The organism is Mesorhizobium sp. M8A.F.Ca.ET.161.01.1.1 (genome assembly GCF_004792105.1).
Lineage (GTDB): Bacteria > Pseudomonadota > Alphaproteobacteria > Rhizobiales > Rhizobiaceae > Mesorhizobium.
In genome coordinates this window covers 205,199-223,513 of the sequence record NZ_SRTD01000007.1, presented here as the reverse complement: position 1 = coordinate 223,513, position 18,315 = coordinate 205,199, and the positions used below count along the sequence as shown (strand labels likewise).

Annotated in this window: 14 protein-coding genes; 3 read left to right on the top strand and 11 right to left on the bottom strand. The window is 60.6% G+C overall.

Annotation, left to right across the window (positions count from 1 at the left end; genetic code table 11):
• Positions 1-170 precede the first annotated feature (170 nt).
• Positions 171-995, bottom strand: coding sequence for a hypothetical protein (locus tag EN804_RS19275; protein ID WP_135920818.1), 825 nt, complete (start codon positions 993-995; stop codon positions 171-173).
• 195 nt (positions 996-1,190) lie between these two features.
• Here EN804_RS19275 and EN804_RS19270 point away from each other — a divergent pair, with 195 nt between their 5' ends.
• A complete protein-coding gene (locus tag EN804_RS19270; RefSeq protein ID WP_135920816.1) occupies positions 1,191-2,606 on the top strand; it encodes an adenylate/guanylate cyclase domain-containing protein in 1,416 nt (471 codons plus the stop codon).
• A gap of 80 nt (positions 2,607-2,686) precedes the next feature.
• Here the strand turns inward: EN804_RS19270 and EN804_RS19265 are convergent, their stop codons facing one another.
• The 7 genes from EN804_RS19265 to EN804_RS19235 form a co-directional block, all read right to left on the bottom strand.
• Positions 2,687-3,166, bottom strand: coding sequence for a class I SAM-dependent methyltransferase (locus EN804_RS19265; protein ID WP_135920814.1), 480 nt, complete (start codon positions 3,164-3,166; stop codon positions 2,687-2,689).
• Between the two features lie 147 nt (positions 3,167-3,313).
• Positions 3,314-4,495 (bottom strand): ABC transporter permease, encoded by a 1,182-nt coding sequence (locus EN804_RS19260; RefSeq protein WP_127870120.1) that lies wholly within the window; start codon positions 4,493-4,495, stop codon positions 3,314-3,316.
• Positions 4,492-5,490 carry an ABC transporter permease gene (locus tag EN804_RS19255; protein ID WP_127870121.1) on the bottom strand — a complete coding sequence of 333 codons (999 nt, stop codon included), beginning with the start codon at positions 5,488-5,490 and terminating at the stop codon, positions 4,492-4,494. The genes EN804_RS19260 and EN804_RS19255 overlap by 4 nt, the downstream gene beginning before the upstream one ends.
• Before the next feature lie 2 nt (positions 5,491-5,492).
• A complete protein-coding gene (locus EN804_RS19250; protein ID WP_135920812.1) occupies positions 5,493-7,391 on the bottom strand; it encodes an ABC transporter substrate-binding protein in 1,899 nt (632 codons plus the stop codon).
• Positions 7,388-9,283, bottom strand: coding sequence for an ABC transporter ATP-binding protein (locus EN804_RS19245; RefSeq protein WP_127870122.1), 1,896 nt, complete (start codon positions 9,281-9,283; stop codon positions 7,388-7,390). The genes EN804_RS19250 and EN804_RS19245 overlap by 4 nt, the downstream gene beginning before the upstream one ends.
• Before the next feature lie 157 nt (positions 9,284-9,440).
• The gene (locus tag EN804_RS19240) at positions 9,441-10,781 is read right to left on the bottom strand and encodes an adenylate/guanylate cyclase domain-containing protein (protein ID WP_127275931.1); all 1,341 of its coding nucleotides are present in this window, start codon (positions 10,779-10,781) and stop codon (positions 9,441-9,443) included.
• A 281-nt stretch (positions 10,782-11,062) separates the two neighbouring features.
• On the bottom strand, positions 11,063-12,241 hold the full coding sequence (locus tag EN804_RS19235; RefSeq protein ID WP_127275924.1) for a DUF3095 domain-containing protein: 1,179 nt from the start codon (positions 12,239-12,241) through the stop codon (positions 11,063-11,065).
• A 74-nt stretch (positions 12,242-12,315) separates the two neighbouring features.
• Here EN804_RS19235 and EN804_RS19230 point away from each other — a divergent pair, with 74 nt between their 5' ends.
• Positions 12,316-13,404, top strand: coding sequence for a glycosyltransferase family 4 protein (locus EN804_RS19230; protein ID WP_135920810.1), 1,089 nt, complete (start codon positions 12,316-12,318; stop codon positions 13,402-13,404).
• Positions 13,401-14,180, top strand: a complete 780-nt coding sequence (locus tag EN804_RS19225) for a polysaccharide deacetylase family protein (RefSeq protein WP_127870125.1) — start codon at positions 13,401-13,403, stop codon at positions 14,178-14,180. The genes EN804_RS19230 and EN804_RS19225 overlap by 4 nt, the downstream gene beginning before the upstream one ends.
• Position 14,181: 1 nt before the next feature.
• Here the strand turns inward: EN804_RS19225 and EN804_RS19220 are convergent, their stop codons facing one another.
• Genes EN804_RS19220 through EN804_RS19210 form a run of 3 tightly spaced genes read right to left on the bottom strand, consistent with a single transcriptional unit; the run spans position 14,182 to position 18,248 of the window.
• Positions 14,182-15,030, bottom strand: a complete 849-nt coding sequence (locus EN804_RS19220; protein WP_127870126.1) for an MBL fold metallo-hydrolase — start codon at positions 15,028-15,030, stop codon at positions 14,182-14,184.
• A gap of 22 nt (positions 15,031-15,052) precedes the next feature.
• Positions 15,053-15,499, bottom strand: a complete 447-nt coding sequence (locus tag EN804_RS19215; RefSeq protein ID WP_127275928.1) for a cyclic nucleotide-binding domain-containing protein — start codon at positions 15,497-15,499, stop codon at positions 15,053-15,055.
• Between the two features lie 34 nt (positions 15,500-15,533).
• The gene (locus EN804_RS19210; RefSeq protein ID WP_135920808.1) at positions 15,534-18,248 is read right to left on the bottom strand and encodes an ABC transporter ATP-binding protein; all 2,715 of its coding nucleotides are present in this window, start codon (positions 18,246-18,248) and stop codon (positions 15,534-15,536) included.
• Positions 18,249-18,315 lie beyond the last annotated feature (67 nt).

Here is an 18,315-nt window from a genome sequence, read left to right as displayed (position 1 = left end):
TTCCCGGCTACAGCAATTCCAGGAAAAGTGTGAGCGGTTTTCCGCCCGGAATTGCGTCAGAACCAAGGATAGAGCAATTCGCCGTTTCCTTGAAACGGTGAAGTGCTCGAACCCAATCGGCCCGGCACGATGCGCCGGGCGGCACCTGAAAATCCAGCTATCTCTGCAGCCTATGACGCCGATTGCGAGCCAAAATACCGGGAGGCGGCGTAGAGTTTGAAGGCGCCGCTGATGCCGATCCAGCCGAAAAGCGCGAGCCAGCACAATGTCTTGGTCGCACTCCAGTCGATCCGGTGCACCGCAGCGTCGGTGATGACGAGGCCAAGGATGGCAAGCAGGCCGACCAGAAACTGCGCCAGGCCGAGCACCAGCAGTTCCTCGCGCGGCGCGTTTTTCCAGACGAGATAGGCGCCGCCAGCGCCGGCGAGGAAGATGGCGCTGTAGACCTGGGCGTGGAAGGGATCGACCGGCCATGGCCAGGTGCTGCTGACCCTTTGAGGGAATAGCAACATGCCGATGCCATAGAGGCCAAGGATCGCGGCTTCCGCCAACATGTAGCCGCGCCATGCGGGGTTAGGGGTCACGCCTTTTGCTGGGGGATAGGCCCTGGTCCGCCAAAGGAACAGCCCGGATACCGCCGCCGAGGCAAGATAGACCAGGAACCAGAGCCAGGCCGCTTTTCGCTCGAAGTTGAAATAGCCGAGATTGATCAACGAAACCGCCGACACGATGACGGTGAAGATGAAGGCCATGACGAGGACGAGCCTGCCGGGCGACCAGCGATTCCAGACCAGCAGCGCTGCCATCACCGCCATTTCGGCGGTGTAGAAGCCGCCGAGGAAGCGGGCACTGAACGGCGTGACAGGCCAAGGCCACCGCGGCTTGACCAGCTCAGGCGCGAAAAACAGGCCGGCGCCGACGATCAGGACGATGATGACCCCCGCCGAGAAAAGGCGCAGGGCGGCGGGAAATGGCGGGTTGTCGGGTGTCGGCACAGGAGAAAACCCCAAAGATGAACGCCTATCGACCATCATAGTGCCGCTTGCGGCCGGAGAAAATCCGCCGAATGGAAATTGAACCATCATCAGGCTTGTCTATCCGAATGGTCCGTTTCGAAGTAAAATGCAGCACTCGCACCAAGGGCAGTCCGATCAACACGTCTGGGAGGCGCATTTTCTGGAGCCGGCAGGATGAATGAAGCTCAGGATCTGTTCTCGCTTCTGCGGCAATCGACCGATGTCGATCCACTGGTAATCGACGCGATCAAGCGAACCGTCGCGGACGGCAACGACCGCGAACTTTGCCGCATCAATGCGCCAGCCTTCGCCAGCAAGCACGGCCTCGACGAGGAGCGCACCATAAGCGCATTTCTCCATGCGGCGCGGGTGGGCATTTTCGATGTTTCCTGGAATGTTCTATGCCCAGGCTGTGGCGGCGTGCTCGACACCAACGCCACGCTGAAAACCCTGCAGAAAGATGAATACACCTGCGCGCTGTGCTCCGAGGGCTATTCGCCAACCCTCGACGAGATGGTCGAGGTGACATTCACCGTCAGTCCGCGCATACGCAGGATTGCCGCCCACAATCCACACGAACTGCCGCTGGTGGAATATTTCCGCCAGATCTACTGGGCTTCGGGTGTTGATGTGCCGGATGAGGATTTCGCGAAAAAGTTGGAAGCGTTTTCGCTGGAAGATATCGAGCTTGCGCCCGGTGAAAAGGCGCTTCTGCCCATACAGCTTCCGTCCGAATTCGTCATCGTCTTCGAGCCGGTCACCCATTCAGCGCAGTTCATCGACGTGAAGGGCGAACCAACAAAGGAGCGCCGAAGCCTCTCTTTGGTCTTCGACCGCGACCATGTGCAGAACCAGACGCTGGAGATGCAGCCCGGCCCGTTGCGCATTTCCCTGGAAAACAGGACCGACACCCGCGTGCTGCCGACGGTTTTCATCGCCGGCCAGGCCTTGCACGATTTCCTGGGTAAACGCCGGCCCTTCCTCACCGCCAAGCGCCTGCTCACCAACCAGACGTTCCGCGATCTCTATCGCACGGATACGCTCGACATCAACCAGCGCCTGAAAATCACCAGCCTGACCTTCCTGTTCACCGACCTGCGCGGTTCGACCGCCCTTTACGAACGGGTGGGCGACCTTGCGGCCTTCGATCTCGTGCGCGCGCATTTCCAGGTTCTGCACGAGATCGTCGCGGCCGAGGCAGGCGCGGTGGTCAAGACGATCGGTGATGCGGTGATGGCGACCTTCGCGACGCCTGATCGTGCGATTGCCGCGGCCCTCAGGATGCGCGAAGCCATGCGTGCGCTCAACGACAAGAGCGGGCGCGAGGACCTGCTGCTCAAGATCGGCGTCCATGCCGGCCCTTGCATCGCCGTGTCCATGAACGAGCGGCAGGACTATTTTGGCCAGACGGTCAACATTGCTTCACGGGTCCAGAATCTGGCCAACGCACAGGCGATCTTCGCCACCCGTTCGGTGGTCGACGACAATCTCACCGCCGATCTGTTGCGCAGGAGCGCGCTCAAGCCCGTGCCCCACGAAGTCTCGCTGCGCGGCATTGAGCGAGAGGTAGCGGTGTATACGATCCCCTGACTACCTGACCCCTGAAGACCTGACCCCTGAAGACCTGGCCCCTGAAGACCCGGGCCTGAAGATATGGTTGTTCCGGACCCTCACACGCGCCTGCAGATAAAATAGCGATCGGCGGGCACTGAAGGCGGCGGCGCGAGGCGCTGCAATTGCGGGTGATCGAGCGGCGTGCCGCTGACCGCCATGCCGCCGACACGAAGCAGGCGCGCGGTCAGATCGGGAAGCCAGGTAGAGGTCACTGCATCGAAATCTTCATAGCCCGTGCCGATATCGGCATGAACGAGAGCGGCGTCGATGCCGATGAACCTGCTCGCCGTCTCGCGTATTTCGCCGAGCACGAGGTTTTCAGCTTCGGGAATCGAGCTGGAGTGGGCGGCCAGCGCGCGGTCGAACGCCACGATCCGGCGTCCGGGCAGGCGCTCGCGCAGATGGTGGAATGTCCGGCCATTGCCGAGGCCGAGCTCGAGCACGGGACCCTCAATCTTCGCTACCTCGGCGCAGATCTGATCGAGAATGTCGCGCTGTGCGGTCATCCTGCGGATGAAACTCTCGAGGCGACTCATATGCGTTTGTGCGTCCTGAACCAGTTCAAGCGATCGATAATGCCCGCGATCAACCCGATCGAGTCTCGTCGCATATAGAGGTCAACAATGGACACTGCAACAACCGAACAGGCTGCCGGCGGCCCGGCGCGCGGCGGAATAGCGATCTCACTTGTAGGGGTCTGCGGCGTCCCGCAAGCCGTCGCCGAGGAAGTTGAACGCCAGGATGACGAGAATGACGGGGAGCATCGGCAAAAGCAGCCATGGATAGAACGCGATGACGCTGACGCTGCGCGCCTCGGTTAGCAGGATGCCCCAGCTGGTTGTCGGTGGCCTCAGGCCCAGCCCAAGGAAGCTCAGCGCCGTCTCGCCCAGGATCATGCCGGGTATGGAGATCGTCGCCGTTGCGATCAGATGCGACATGAAACCGGGGATGAGGTGCCGACGGATAATGCGGCTGCTGCTGGCGCCCATCAATTGCGCGGCCAGAACGTAATCCTCCTCGCGCAAGGCCAGAAGCTTTGAACGCACGGCCCGCGCCAGTCCGGTCCAGTGGATCAGCCCGAGGATGACGGTGATGCCGAAATAGATCAGGATTGGACTCCAGGTTATCGGCATGATCGCCGCCAGAGCCAGCCATAGCGGAATGCTGGGGATCGATTGCAGAACTTCGATTATCCGTTGGACGATCAGGTCGAAGATGCCGCCGTGATAGCCAGCCAGCCCACCTATGACAATGCCGAGCAGGAAGCTGAAACTGATGCCGACAAGGCCGATCGTGAGTGAAATGCGTGCGCCATAGATGATACGCGAGAGCACATCGCGTCCCAGCCTGTCGGTGCCGGCCAGAAAGAGCTGGCCGTTTTCGGCAGGACAGACAAAATGCCTGTCACCTTCGACCAGGCCCCAGAACCGGTAACGGTCGCCCTTGCAGAAGAAACGAATCCGTTGAACATCATCCTGGTTGTCGATGTAGTTCCGCTTGAGTGTGTCCATATCCAGCGTCATCTGGCGACCATAGACGAAGGGCCCGACAAGCTGGCCGTCATGGAACAGGTGTACCCGCTGCGGCGGCGAATAGATGTAGTCCATGTTGCGCGTGTGCAGATTGTAGGGCGCCAAGAACTCGCAGATCAGGATCCCGAAATAGAGCGCTGCCAGAAATATGCCGGATACAAGGGCAAGCCGGTGCCGTCGGAATTTCCACCACATCAGGCGCAACTGCGATGCCTGGAAGACCTTCGACTGCTCCGCCGTCATCGCCTCGACTGATTGCAGGTCAAAGGGCGCGATGGAAACGTAGTGCTGCAGTGGGGCACCCGGAGCGGGCAGGGGGGATTGCTTGTTCATTTGGTGCTGCCGCCCTGCAAACGAATTCGTGGATCAAGCAGCGCCAGCGCCAGGTCGGAAATCAGGACACCGATCACCGTCAGGAAGGCGAGGAACATCAGGAAAGACCCTGCCAGATACATGTCCTGGCTTTGCAGCGCTCTGATCAGCATCGGCCCCGTCGTCTCCAAAGACAGCACGATCGCGGTGATTTCGGCACCGGAGATGATGGCCGGCAGGATGGAGCCGATGTCGGAAATGAAGAAATTGAGCGCCATGCGCAGCGGATATTTGACGAGCGCCTTGAAGGGATGAAGGCCTTTGGCGCGCGCGGTCACGACATATTGCTTGTGAAGCTCATCGAGCAGATTGGCGCGCAGCCGCCGGATCATGCTTGCCGTGCCGCCGGTGCCGATGATCAAGACCGGGATCCAGAGATGGGCGAGGATCGACTTCGCCTTGGCCCAGCTCATCGGCTCACTGAGATATTGCGGGTCCATGAGATGGCCGATGGAGGTGCCGAACCAGATATTGGCGAAATACATCAGGATCAGCGCCAGCATGAAATTGGGAATGGCAAGGCCGAGAAGGCCGAAGAGAGTAAGGCCGTAGTCGCCCCAACTGTATTGATGCGTGGCGGAGTACATGCCGATGGGAAAGGCAATGAGCCAGGTGAAGATGATCGTGACGAAGGAAACCAGGACGGTCAGCCACATTCGGTCCCCGACGACGTCGCGAACCGGCAGCTCATACTCGAAGGAATAGCCGAAATCGCCGTGCAGCATCCCGCCAACCCAGTAGAAGTAGCGAATGACCGGCGGCTGGTCGAACCCATATTCCTTCCGCATCATTTTGATGCGATCGGAATCTACCGCTTCGCCCTGAGCCCGAAGCTCGGAGACATAGCTGTCGAAATAGTCGCCTGGGGGAAGTTCGATGATCGTGAACACCAGCGCCGATATGATCAGCAGCGTTGGAACCATCACAGCGATGCGCCAGACAATATATCGAAACACGCTCAGGACTCTCCAAGCCAGAAGGTATCGGGCATGTAGACACCGAAATAGGCGGTCGGGTCATAGCCGTAGAGCGCCTTGTCAGGCAGATTGCGCAGCCGTGAGGACACCAGAACCGGCTGATGCGTTCCGTTCACAGTGCCGATCGAAAACACCTGATCGGTGTAGATCGACAGCATTGAATTCCAGATCTCGGCGCGCTCCGCGGCCTCAGACGAAGCGTTCCAGCGCTTGAGCAAAGCCACCAACTCGACCACTTCAGGAAGATCGGGCGCCTCACCCATCTTGCCATGGGACAGGTAGTGAGCGCCCCAGAGTGGCCATTGCAGCTGGTCGTCGATGGTGGGGGCCAACTGGTACGGATTCATGTCGGGGGTCGGCACGCCATTGTCTATGCCCGACCACATCGACATCATGATCTCGCCGCCAAGCGCGCGGCTGCGGAAGATGTCGCGCTGCGAAGTCCGGACGAACAGGGCGATGCCGATCTGGCGCCAGTGATCGGTGATGAGCTCAAGCGCGTCGGTTTCCAGCGTGCTTTCGCCGGCCGTTTCCACTATGACCTGCGCCGGGCGCCCATCGGGAAGTACCCGCAGGCCGTCATCGTCGCGCGTTTGAAGCCCGACCTCGTCGAGCAGGGCGTTGGCCTGGTCGGGATCATGGGCGACCCAGGCCTTCGCGAATTCCGGCCGGTAGAGCGGGCTCTCCGGCAGGACCGTATCGGCACTTTCCTGCGCCAATCCATAGAATACAGCCAAATTGATCTCGCGCCTGTCCACAGCGAGGGAAAGCGCGCGGCGTACGCGCACGTCACGAAAAAGGTTACGCCAAACCTGATCGGCACAATTCAGGTTGGGCAGGAGCGCCAGCCGCGAACCCTGTGTGCGTTTCCAGAGATGCATCTTCACGGGGTAACGCTTCTCCGCATCCTTCAGAAAAGAGTAGTCGGAGAAGTCAATTCCCATGCTTTGCAGGTCGCTCTCACCCGCACCGGTCTTGGCGGAAATGATCGCCGACGAGCTGACATTCATGACAATCTGGTCAACATAGGGCAGCTGCCGGCCATTCTCGTCTATTCTATGAAAGAACGGGTTTCGCTCGAAGATGAACTGTTCAGCCGGCGGCTTGGTCCGGTTCTGCCAGGGATCGAGCGTCGGCAGCTCCGGGTTCTCCGGGCGATACTGCCGCGACATGCGGATATGCAGGAGCGTCCATTTCTTTGCCCGGTTCTCCGTCATTAGGCCGGCGAGCCGGAATGGATCTTGGTATTTCTTGTGGAACTGCTTGAGATAGGCGGCCGGCAGAACAAGTGACAGCGGCGAGGCGGCAGCGAGCTTGGGCAGGAAGTCGGGATTTGGCGCCTCCCAACTGTAGCGGACCGTCAACGGGTCGACGATCTCGAAGCGTGGCGGCTTGCCATCTGCCAGCAGGCTCGGAGCAAGCCCGCCTTGCGAAAGCTCATCGTTCAGCCAGACATCTTCCCAGCAATAGCGAAAATCCTCCGACGTCAAGAGGCTGCCGTCAGACCATTTATGTCCTTCCCGGATCTTGAAAGTGAAGACACGATCATGCGCTACATCGAAACTTTCGAGGATGTCGGGTTGCATGTTAAGCTTTTCGTCATAGCCGACCAGGCGAGCATACCCATAGATGGTCATCATCCGGATATCTTTCTGGCTGCCGATGATCGTGCGCAGCGTGCCGCCATATTGGCCGGGCTGCCGGCCCATGGCGGCGAGATTCAATACGCGCGGGCTCTTGGGCAGGCGTTCGGCCAGTGCCGGCAGCGCCCTGGCCTTCAGCTGCGGCTGAAGAAATTCAGGCTCCAGATCGCCTGCGCGTACCGTGCCCGGCAGAAACGCCGAAGCCATGAGTCCAAGGACGGTGCGCCGGCTGATCAAGGGCGTAGCTCGCTGACATCGGCCGAACGTCGGGCCAGCACGAGGTGGCCGCCGCCAAGATCGAGCGGCGACAGCACATCCTCGTCGCCCTCGTCGCGGAATTGCGGTCCCCATGCGCTGCTGTCGGAAGCGCCGCTGAGCTTCAGCGTCTTGAAATCCATCGGCCTATCGAGATCGGGAAAAGGTACAGCGGCGACCAGTGAGCGCGTGTAGGGGTGGACCGGTTTCCTAAGCAGAATTTCGCGCGGGGCAAGCTCGACGATACGCCCGCCGCACATCACCGCGATGCGGTCTGCCATGTAGTCCACCACCGCCAGGTTATGGGATATGAATAGGTAAGTCAGGCCCAGTTCCTTCTGCAGGTCCTTCAGGAGGTTCAGGATCTGCGCCTGGACAGAGACATCGAGCGCCGAAACCGGCTCGTCGCAGATCAGGAGTTCGGGCCCCAGCGCCAGCGCGCGCGCGATGCCGATACGCTGACGCTGCCCGCCGGAGAAACTGTGCGGATAACGCTTGATGAAGCGCGGATCGAGCCCGATCGCCTGCATAAGGCTCTTGACCGTGGCTAGTCGGGACGCGGCATTGCCCCGTTGATGGATTTCCAACGGCTCGCTCAAGATGTTTTCCACCGTCATGCGGGGTGAAAGCGACGAAACCGGATCTTGAAAGATCATCTGGATTTTCGCGCGCAGCAGGCGCAGGGCGTCTCTGTCGCCTCCCAAGACGTCGATCGGTCCATCGCGGCCATTGAAGATCACCGAGCCGCCGTTAGGCGTGACAGCCCGCATGAGGATCTTGCTGACGGTGGTTTTGCCGGAGCCGCTTTCGCCGACCAGACCCAGGCACTCACCCCGCCTGATATCGAAGCTCACGCCGTCCACGGCGCGAACAGAGGTTTGATGATCCCCGCCGAACCAACCAGACTTGCGGATGGTGAAGGTCTTTGTCAGGTCCCTGACCGACAGCAGGATGTCGCTCGGCCCCTTCGATGCCGGCGCCGTCTGCTTGCCAAGCAGGTTCTCGACATTCACCGGCACCTCGCGCAGCGCCTTCAGCCTTTCGCCAGGCTTCAGGTCGAAATGCGGAACGGCTGCCATCAGGCCCTTCAGGTAAGGGTGACTTGGCCGGCGGAATATTGCCTCGACAGGTCCCGCTTCCATGATCTCGCCATGGTAAATGACCACCACCTCGTCGGCAACATTGGCGACCACGCCGAGGTCGTGCGTGATCAGCAGCATCGCCATGTTCAGCTTGGTCTGAAGCTCGCGTAGCAATTGCAGGATTTGTGCCTGGATGGTGACGTCCAACGCCGTCGTCGGCTCGTCGGCGATCAACAAAGCGGGCCGGCAGATCAGCGCCATGGCGATCATGGCGCGCTGACGCAATCCTCCCGAAAGTTCAAACGGATACATGTCATAGGCGCGCTTGGGATTGGGAAAGCCGACAAGGCTGAGCATTTCCTCAGTCCGCGCCTTTCGCTCCGCCCGCGCCATGGGCGTATGAATCTGCAGGGATTCGCTGACCTGGTTGCCGATCGTGTGCAGCGGCGACAGCGATGTCATAGGCTCCTGAAAGATCTTGCCGATGCGGCTGCCTCTCAACGCCCGGATTTCGGGCCCGTCACGCGGCATCTGCAGGATATCCTGCGTCGTGCCGGGCTTTTCAGGATCGGAAAACAGGATACGGCCGCGAACATGGGCTGTGTTCGGCAAAATGCCCATTACTGCCTGGCTGAGAACCGATTTTCCGGAACCGGACTCGCCCACAAGCGCGGTAACCTTGCCGGGCAGGACGCGGAGATTTGCACGTCTGACGGCATGCAACGGTCCCCCGATAATGGCAAAAGAGATGCCAACATCCTCGATCCGCAGCAGATCAACGCCTGCATTCATTCTCACACCAGCCCCACCCTGGGGCCTGCCAGGCGGCAGGCCCTGGAAGCAAGACTACCGCATTGCCAGCCTAGAGCAACTTGGATTCGAACGATCGCCAGCGGCGGAACCAGCGACCGGACTGCTTACCAAGGCGTTCGGATCAGATTGGGGCTGGCTACTGGAGCTTCCTCCGGTCGCCCGCCGACAGCCGTGCGGCATCGCGATGAAGCAGCATGACCTGCTCGGCCTCCGATCTCCGGTCGTAAATCGGCTCCAGCGCACCGTCTTCATCGAGTGCGAGAGCGCCCGACAGATCGGGTGAAAGCACCGTCAGCTTCTGCTTGATCCCGGCCAGTTCCTCGCTGCCGAGCGTCAGCCAGCTGTTGGCGCCGCAATAGCTGGCGAAGTCCTTGCTGGCGAGAACGCGGTGCGGATATTTCTTGGTCAGGGTCTGGAGGCGCTGGACCTCGTTTACAGCCGAGCCGAAGACAGAGAATGTGAGCCGGTCGGTAAGCCCGACATTGCCGAACATCACGTTGCCGACATGCAGGCCGATGCCAAATTTTATGTCGGACAAGCCTTTTTCCTTCCTTCGCAGATTGAGATCCATCATGCGCGCAGTGGCCTTGTGCGCTGCCGCCAGAGCAGACTGGCAGGCGATCTCGGACTGCGAGCGATGCCTTTCGCAAGGGTAGACGGCAATGAAGCCATCACCGATGAAACTCATGATCTGCCCGCCTTTGCGATTGAAAGGTGCTGCAATGGCATCGAAAAACTGGTTCAGCGTATCGATGTAGATTTCGCGGCCGGAAGTTTCGGCAAGCTTTGTCGACCCGCGCATATCGGCCATGACCAGTGCGGCCCGGATCGTGTCGCCCTCGCCGCGTTTGATCTGGCCGTCCAGCACGCGTCTCCCGGCGTCGCCGCCGAGATAAGTGGTCATCATGTTGTCGGCCAACTTGGTGAGCACCGCCATTTTGGTTGCGATGGCGAGATGGTTTTGGATACGCAGCAGCGCCGAAATCATGCTGTCGCTGAAACCTGAAGCACTGTCGGTGGACCAGGACCCGATCATGCCCTGACTGGTATTGCCGTTGAAGGGATGGACGAAAGCCATGTAATCGGTCACGCCCATGAGCCTGAGTTCATCGAAAACAGGAAATTCCGACGGGACCGCCGGGTCGAGCCGACGCCGCAGATGGTCGAGCTTGTTGCTGAGCAGATGGTAGTATGGGCTGGTTAGGAACCTGTCAGAATGAACGCCGTCCTGTTTGCGGAAGCCTTCCACCTCCATGCCTTGGCCGCGAATCCAGGTGAAACCAAGCGCGTCATAAAGCGGATGAAGCATCGAAAAGCTCAAATGCACCCGCTTCAGCGGCAGGCCGGCAGCAGCCAGCCGCTCGCAAAACCCCTTTACCAATGTTTCCAAGTCGTTGCCGGCCAAAGCCGATTGGGTCAGCCAATCAGCAACCTTGTCCATGAGAATGGTCGAAATTTCTGTTTGCGCTGTGCTCATGCTACCTCGAAACCCGTCGAAGACGAGCCTTCTCCTTTGATCCGCCACACCTCGAAGCAGGGAAGGAGCAGGCATAACTGCATCTATCTGCTGGCGCACATATGTGGCGAGGCTGCCGGCGGAGTGCAATCACGATCCTGACATCGGGCAAAAATTGCCCGGCTCAGACGCCGTCAGGCCTTTACCACCGTATCTCGACCCAGCCCGAGGCGGCCAAATACATTGCGTGTGTCGACGGTCAGAAAGGCATATTGCGGAGAACCGATTTCGGCAAGCCGCCATCAGACAGGCACCTTCGCCTTCAGGCTTGCGGCAGCCATCGCATAGCCACCGGAGGCGCCATCGATGAAATGAACGTGATCGGGCTGTAGCGGCGAGATTACGAGGCATGTCATCAAGGCCGACTGCTGGCGGTGCAGGCCATAGCGGCAGATGCCCGCCTCTTCTGCCTGTTTCAGCCGGTTCTCGATCCGTTGCAACACATCCGCGTCAACATCGATGGTCATCTTCAAGCCGTCGTCGAACTTGCGGAAATCCGAATTACTGGCCACGTCGCGTTTGTAGACCTTCGGATCGAACTTGCCGATCGTCCAGCCAAACCTGTCGGCGACAGCCGTAAGCGTCATCAGGAAGATTACCCACAGCTTCGCCAACCACCGCCGCCCCGGCGGCGCCGCGGCACGCGCCTCGACATCGAGGCCGGCGGGCAGCAAACTGTAGTCCGGCCCGTCCACCGGCACCGGGTGACCATCGCGTTCCTGCCTGCCGGCGAGGGCGATGATATCGGAAGCCAGAAACTGAAAACCGCGCAAGTCGCGCGCCGGCCCTGGTACGGCTATGATCGAGACGATTTCGCCATGCCGGGCTTCGATCGGGTTCCAGCGACAGGAGAGGCCGGTCAGATCCGGCCGCGCGCCGGCCGGCGCAGGATCGATGCGGTAGCGCCCCGCTTTCATCTCGGCTTCCGCCCAACTGCCGCCGCCGCCGGCGAACATGGCATAGAAGGCCGCTTCGGAGGCCTGAAACCTCGCCACGCGGACGTCGAGGCCTTGCGCCCTTATATCCTTTATCGGCACGATTGCCGCACGCAAGGTCAGGTCCAGTTCGTCCGCCACCCATCTCTGGACAGCAGCCAGCGCGTTGCGGGCGAGTTCCAGCGCCGAGCCGGGGAACGCCACGAGCGCGCCGTCACCGCCGAAGACATAGGGAAGGTCTTGCCGACCCAGCGCATTGAGCAGCGCCGAAATGACGCTGGCGCCGGCCATATTGACGGTTTTATAGCGCCCGGCCTCGATCGCCTTGGTCGAGCCGACGATGTCGGCGGTGGCGATCGCCCAGCCATCGGGGAGAGGTCGATAGTTATCGATATCGGCAACGCTTTCGAACTTTGCGAAGACCGGCAAAGAAGCCACAAACGGGTCGGAAGCGGCAGCTATTTCCATGAGCATCAGATAGCACATTCCACTGCTTGAAGGTGAAGTCGATCGTGCTTCGAAATTGACTTGCCCTGGCTTTGCGATGATAGGGTCGCGCGATGCGAATTGCCTTCTATGCGCCGCTGAAGTCACCCAATCATCCCGTTGTCTCCGGCGACCGCCAGATGGCGCGGATGCTGGTCAAGGCGCTGGAGCATGGAGGGCATAGCGTCCAACTGGCATCCGAATTGCGTTTCTATCTACGCCAACCGGAGTCGAAAAGTTTCGATGCGCTCAAGATCGAGGCCCGAGAGGAAGCCACTCGGCTGACAAAGCTTTGGCACCGTGACGGCAAGCCCGACCTCTGGTTCTCCTATCATCCCTACTACAAGGCGCCCGACCTGATCGGACCCGAGCTGGCGTCGGCCTTTGCTGTCCCCTATGTGACAGCGGAAGCCTCCTATTCCAGGCGGCGCAACGCTGGTTTGTGGGCCGATAGCCAAGCGTTGGTGGTGCGAGCCATCGAACAGGCAGCGCTGAACATCTGCTTCACGCAAAGGGATCGCCAGGGACTGGCAGATGCCATTCCCGATGCCTCCCTAGGCATACTGTCGCCCTTCATCGACACATCGGCATTCCGGGAAAAGCCGGCACGGGGTTGCCCGACGCGCCTGGTTACAGTCGCCATGATGCGCCCGGGTGACAAAGTCGAAAGTTATCGCATGCTGGCGCAAGCGCTCGGTTCGATCGGCCATTTGCCCTGGACCATGTCGGTCGTCGGGGAGGGGCCTGCCCGTGACGAGGTCAAGGCGCAATTCGCCGGCTTGCCCGCAGAGCGTATCGAATGGCTCGGCGCGATCGAGCCGGCAGCCGTGCCGGATGCCCTTTACAGAGGGGGAATTTACGTCTGGCCCGGGTTCGGCGAGGCCTATGGTGTGGCCTATCTTGAAGCACAGGCCGCCGGCCTTCCGGTGGTGGCCCAGAACATCGCCGGCGTGCCGGAGGTCGTGCGGGATGGCCAGACCGGGTTTCTCACCCCGCCGGGCGATGTGGCGGCGTTCGCTTCCGCCATTGAAAGGCTTCTGGCCCGTAACGACGAAAGAACCCTCATGGCCGCAGAAGCCAGACGTTTCATCCTCGAAGAACGTTCCCTCGGTACTGCAGCGGCGCGGCTGGCCGAACTTCTCGAGAAGATCCCGGTCTCATGACATCTGATCCGATCTGGCAGCCCTTGGTGAAAGAGCTGGCGCGCCTGCGACGGACGGGCCGCAGGGCGGAGTTCTGGCTGCGCGACGACGACGCCGTGGATCCGACGCCGGCGCTTGATCGGCTGCTCGACCTGACCGGTGAATTCGCGGTTCCGGTCACGCTGGCCGTCATCCCGGCCCTGACTGATGGGAAACTTGTCGTCCGGCTTGACGAGGCGCCGCATGCCACGGTCGCCATCCATGGCTGGGCGCACCGAAATCATGCGCCCGAGGACCAGAAAAAGCAGGAGCTCGGCGCACATCGCCCACCCGAGGCGGTGCTCGATGATCTGGCCCGCGGGCTGTCGCGCGTAACCGGCCTGCACGGCGCACGTGCCGTTCCGATGCTGGTCCCGCCCTGGAACAGGATCGACGCCGGCGTGGTATCCGTCCTTGGATCTATAGGATTTGCGGCATTGTCGGTCTTCGGCCCGCCGAAGCCCGCTCCCCTGGCGGTCATCAACAGCAATGTCGATATCATGGACTGGCATGGCACTCGCGGCTGCCGCGACCATGGCCTATTGGTTCAGGCCATTATCGCGCAATTGCAGCAGGCATTCGACGGCGGCGAGCCGGTCGGCCTGCTCACGCACCATCTCGTCCATGATGAATCGGCATGGCTTTTCCTCGAACGGCTATTCGCAGTCACCGCACGGGCTGAATCCTGCGCCTGGCTTCCGATCAGCACATTGATCGAACGCCGCGATCCATCAGGACAGGGCTCTGGAGGAAAATAGCTCAGCGCTTTTTCTGCACTGGAAATTCGAGCGTTTGGCCGTCCCGCGCGGCAAACGCGCCGGCAAACCGGTCCTTGGCCAGTTTCTCCATCTCGTCCAGTTGCTCGTCGGTGCGTGCCGGATCGTGGTGAAATAGCGCGAGCCCCCGCGCACCGGCCGCCTCACAGAGCTTGACGCCCTGTTGCCATGTCGAGTGGCCGTTACCGCGGCGGCGTTCCATTTCCTTCTCGGTGTAGGTGCAATCGTAAATGACGAGGTCGGCATCGTCGATGAGGCCGAGCACCGACTGATCGAGTTTGCCCGGCTCGTGCTCGGTGTCCGTGATCACCGCCACGATGCGGCCGCCCCACTCGACCCGGTAGCCTATGCAGCCGCCCGGATGGGCAAGGCTGCCGGTCCGAACCACGACCCCTTCGCGCGGCCGAAGCACGTCTCCGGACACGAAATCGCGGCAGTCGAGCTTTGCCTTGCAGACGTCCATTTTCACCGGAAACCACGGCGGCCGTATGAACTCATCGATCATCTGCCGGGTCGTCATGCGCCCGGCAAGATGCCCGGACCAAATGGTAAGCTTGACGCTCGGGTCAAAGATCGGCGCAAAAGCCGGCAGCCCGATGATGTGATCGTAGTGGCAATGGGTGAAAAGCAGGTCGAAATCGGTCATATCCGCCGCCTGAAACGCCCTGCCGGCAGGCCGCAGGCCAGAGCCCGCGTCGAACAGAAGCGTATGCTTGCCGCATCGCATCTCAATGCAGACTGTGTTGCCGCCATAGCGAGCGAATTCTGGCCCGGATACCGCAATGCTGCCGCGCACGCCCCAAAATCTGACCAGGAAAAAATCGTCGTCCATACTACTTTCGCCCATCGTAGCTCTAGGCGGTTCGTGCGTCGATCAGATCCGCGGTCGTATGGCTTAGCCGATCGGCAAGAACCCGCAATATCTCGATCGTCATTTCCGGGAACTCCCTCATAAGCCTCAGGAAATGATCCTTGCGGATTCTCAAGGCCTCCAGATCAGTTGCCGCTCTGACGGCGGCAGTGCGGGAGCTGTTGCACAATATGGCGATCTCGCCGACGATCGAATTTGGCAGCAGTTCGGCAACTTTTATCGGCCCGTTATCGGAATCGACCAGAATGTCCGCGCTGCCTGAAAGGATGACATAGGCGGCGTCCGCCTCGTCGCCCTGCCGGAAAAGAATCTGGCCGGCGCTGTATTTCACGCGATCGGATGTGAACGCGAGCAGCTTGAGCTTTGCCGGCTCAATGCCAGAGAACAAGGGAACGCGTTGCAGCATTCCGACTTCATCCTTGAGCAGCATTGTCGCAAACCTTCCTAAATTCGCGTCTGCCAGACTATGACAGAAGTTCCTTGAAGATACCGTTTCCTGCCAAAAGTGTCTCGTGTGTACCGTCTTCCACCAATTGACCCGAGTCAAAGACGATAACGCGATCGAACCCTGTGGCCATTGCCGGACTCGTCACGACCCACACAATTGCCGGCGAATGGCCGTCGCGTCTGGCTTCCTCGAGCACGTTTCGCAGCACCTTCTCCTGAATGCGCTGGTCGAGCGCCGACAGCGGCCGGTTGAGGATGAGAAAATCGGGACGCTTGAGCAGGGCGCGGGCAACATCGAGCTTCTGTCGCTGTCCACCGGTCAGCCGCCTGCCGCCGGCACCGACGTTGAAATCCAAGCCGACATTCAGAAGCTCGGCATAAAGCCCCAGCTCGTCAAGAATTTCATAGACGATGGAGCGTATGCGGTCCGGCGCGTCGGGATGGTTGTTGCCCAGACGCCCGAACAGGACATTGTCCATGACGGTGGCCGCGGCGATATATTTGGCAGGATCATACCGTTCGATCGCGTTTTGCAGCTCGGGCGGCAGGTTTTCATAGAACTGGTTGCGTGCGGCGACGATCTTGCTCATCAGCTCGTCGGTCAGCAGGCCGAAGCGGTGCCGGGGCTCGATATAGGCAAAGCTCAAAGTGATGATCATGGCGCGGTCGGCCTCCGAAACCGCCTCGTAGGACCGGTTCTTGAGCCGCTGCAGCAAGGTCTCGTAGGCGGGGATCTCCTCGGCGCTCATGAAGGCGAGCTGCTGAAAGAACTGGTGATCGGGCGGCAGGTCGGCAAACAGCTCGATCGCCTGTTCGGCGATCTCCATGCCCATTTCGTAGAGCGTGCGGTCGAGGCCGGCTTGCTTCAGCACGGAAGCAAAATAGGGATTGGCCGCCAGAGCCTTGTCGGCCAGTTCGGGGCCGGCGGCAGCGCCGAACAGCAGGTTCTGGCCGATCGTCGCTTCCGTGTTGTAAGCGCCCGGCTCGAAAGGAACCACCAGTTCGCGCAGCCCTTCCTGTTCGAGCCGGGTTCGCAGCGCTGCACGCAGTTCGACGATACGCCCGGCAAGCTTCGTGTGACGCGTTAGGTCGGCCGAAGAACGCAAGCCAAGATCCAGAATGTCGCGCGACAGAAGAACCGCGTCGAGCACCCGGCGCACCGCTTCGAAGAGGTCGTGCGGGCCGGTAGCACCGGCGGAAGCATAGTCGATCCAGTCGCTGTGGATATCGAGATCCGGATTGCCCGACCGGCGCGCCTCGTCGATGTTCCAGCGCTGCTGGTCCGCCGCGGCGCCGTCATAAGTCACCGATGTCAGCGGTGCATGCTTCAACCCGTAGAGCAGGTTATCGCGCAGACTTGCCTGGAACAGGAAAACATCCGACGAGGCGTAGGACATGCGCCGGCCGGTCACTGCTTCGGGGAGCTCAAGCAGGTCATCGGCGCCCGAAGCGACCTTTCCGCTTTCCGGCCAGTTCAGCCGCGCGAAGGCTTCTGCCAGCGCCTCCGCTCCACCTGTCGGGGTGCTGACCAGCGCCACCGTCTCGGCCGGCTTGACCTGCATGGAGATCCGGTTGAGGAGCATTGCACCGCCATCGTCCGCCATTGACAGACCGACCGCCGACAACGGGTTTGTCATCGGACCGGGATTGTCGATCGTCAGTGCTCCGATCGTCGGCGCAATGATATCCTCGACGGTGAACTGTTCGACGACCTGCTGGTATTTGACCTGGACATCCTGCCGATCCTGATCCCAGTCGATCAGTTCCTTCATCGGTCCAGGCAGGTCCTTGTAGGCGCCGATCACGGCCACGAGTTGGCCGACGTCCAGCCGGCCCGCGATGACCAGATAGCCGCCGATCATGTAGAACAGGAAGGGCGTGAGCTGCGCCAGAAAATTGTTGAGGAACTTTACCATGAATTTCCATTGGTAAAGATCGAAGCGGATCTTGAAGATGAGCCCGAGCCGGGCAGCTATGTCGGCGCGCTCGTAGTTCGACGTATCGTGGACGTGAACAGCGCCGATGCCGTCGACGATTTCGCCAACCCGGCCCGAAAGCGCGCGTGCCGTCAACTGCCGTTGGCGCCCGAGCACGAGCAGTCGCCGTCGCATGCGCGGGATGAGCACGATCTGGATCACCACGATCACGATGGCTATCGCTCCGAGCCAGACGTTCTGGACCATGATGAACAGCATGGCCGTCAGCGCCTGGCCGCCGAGCAGCACCGGCTGCAGGAAGGCATCGCCGATGAAGCCGCCCAGCGGCTCCACCTCGTCCTTCACCATGGTCGCCACCTCGGCGGATTTCACCCGCTTGAAGTAAATCGGCGGAAAACGCAGCACACGATCGACCAGATCGAAGCGGATACGGCGCAACATGCGTTCGCCGAGGCGGCCCTTGTAGGTGTTGATGTAGAGTTTGAACAGGCCGTTGATGACGACCAGCAAGAGGAACACAATGCTCAGGGCAAGCAGCGTCGCCTTGCGGCCGAGCTGAAAACCGGAGAACAACAGGACCTCGCCAATGAACGGCAGGTTATAGTGCAGCCTCATGAAGGGCAGGGTCGCGCCCGGTTGCTCGAACCCCTTGCCCTGGATCGGGCCGTTGACGATCAGCTTCGGCAGGTCGAAGGACATGAAATACGGGATCATCGAAAGCAAGACGATCAACAATATCCAGATCTGCTGCTTCCTGGTGTGCTTCCAGATGTAGCGGGCTAGGCTGGGTTCCATATGCGATCGTGGAGCCTTCAGTTGGAAGGGTGCTGGATGTAAAAGCACCTGCTGGCGAATGGCGTAT

Bases quoted from the DNA above. Each gene is read 5' to 3' on its own strand.
- EN804_RS19270 (WP_135920816.1), top strand. From the start codon at position 1,191: ATGAATGAAGCTCAGGATCTGTTCTCGCTTCTGCGGCAATCGACCGAT.
- EN804_RS19265 (WP_135920814.1), bottom strand. From the start codon at position 3,166: ATGAGTCGCCTCGAGAGTTTCATCCGCAGGATGACCGCACAGCGCGAC.
- EN804_RS19260 (WP_127870120.1), bottom strand. From the start codon at position 4,495: ATGAACAAGCAATCCCCCCTGCCCGCTCCGGGTGCCCCACTGCAGCAC.
- EN804_RS19245 (WP_127870122.1), bottom strand. From the start codon at position 9,283: ATGAATGCAGGCGTTGATCTGCTGCGGATCGAGGATGTTGGCATCTCT.
- EN804_RS19240 (WP_127275931.1), bottom strand. From the start codon at position 10,781: ATGAGCACAGCGCAAACAGAAATTTCGACCATTCTCATGGACAAGGTT.
- EN804_RS19235 (WP_127275924.1), bottom strand. From the start codon at position 12,241: ATGTGCTATCTGATGCTCATGGAAATAGCTGCCGCTTCCGACCCGTTT.
- EN804_RS19230 (WP_135920810.1), top strand. From the start codon at position 12,316: ATGCGAATTGCCTTCTATGCGCCGCTGAAGTCACCCAATCATCCCGTT.
- EN804_RS19225 (WP_127870125.1), top strand. From the start codon at position 13,401: ATGACATCTGATCCGATCTGGCAGCCCTTGGTGAAAGAGCTGGCGCGC.
- EN804_RS19220 (WP_127870126.1), bottom strand. From the start codon at position 15,030: ATGGACGACGATTTTTTCCTGGTCAGATTTTGGGGCGTGCGCGGCAGC.
- EN804_RS19215 (WP_127275928.1), bottom strand. From the start codon at position 15,499: ATGCTGCTCAAGGATGAAGTCGGAATGCTGCAACGCGTTCCCTTGTTC.
- EN804_RS19210 (WP_135920808.1), bottom strand. From the start codon at position 18,248: ATGGAACCCAGCCTAGCCCGCTACATCTGGAAGCACACCAGGAAGCAG.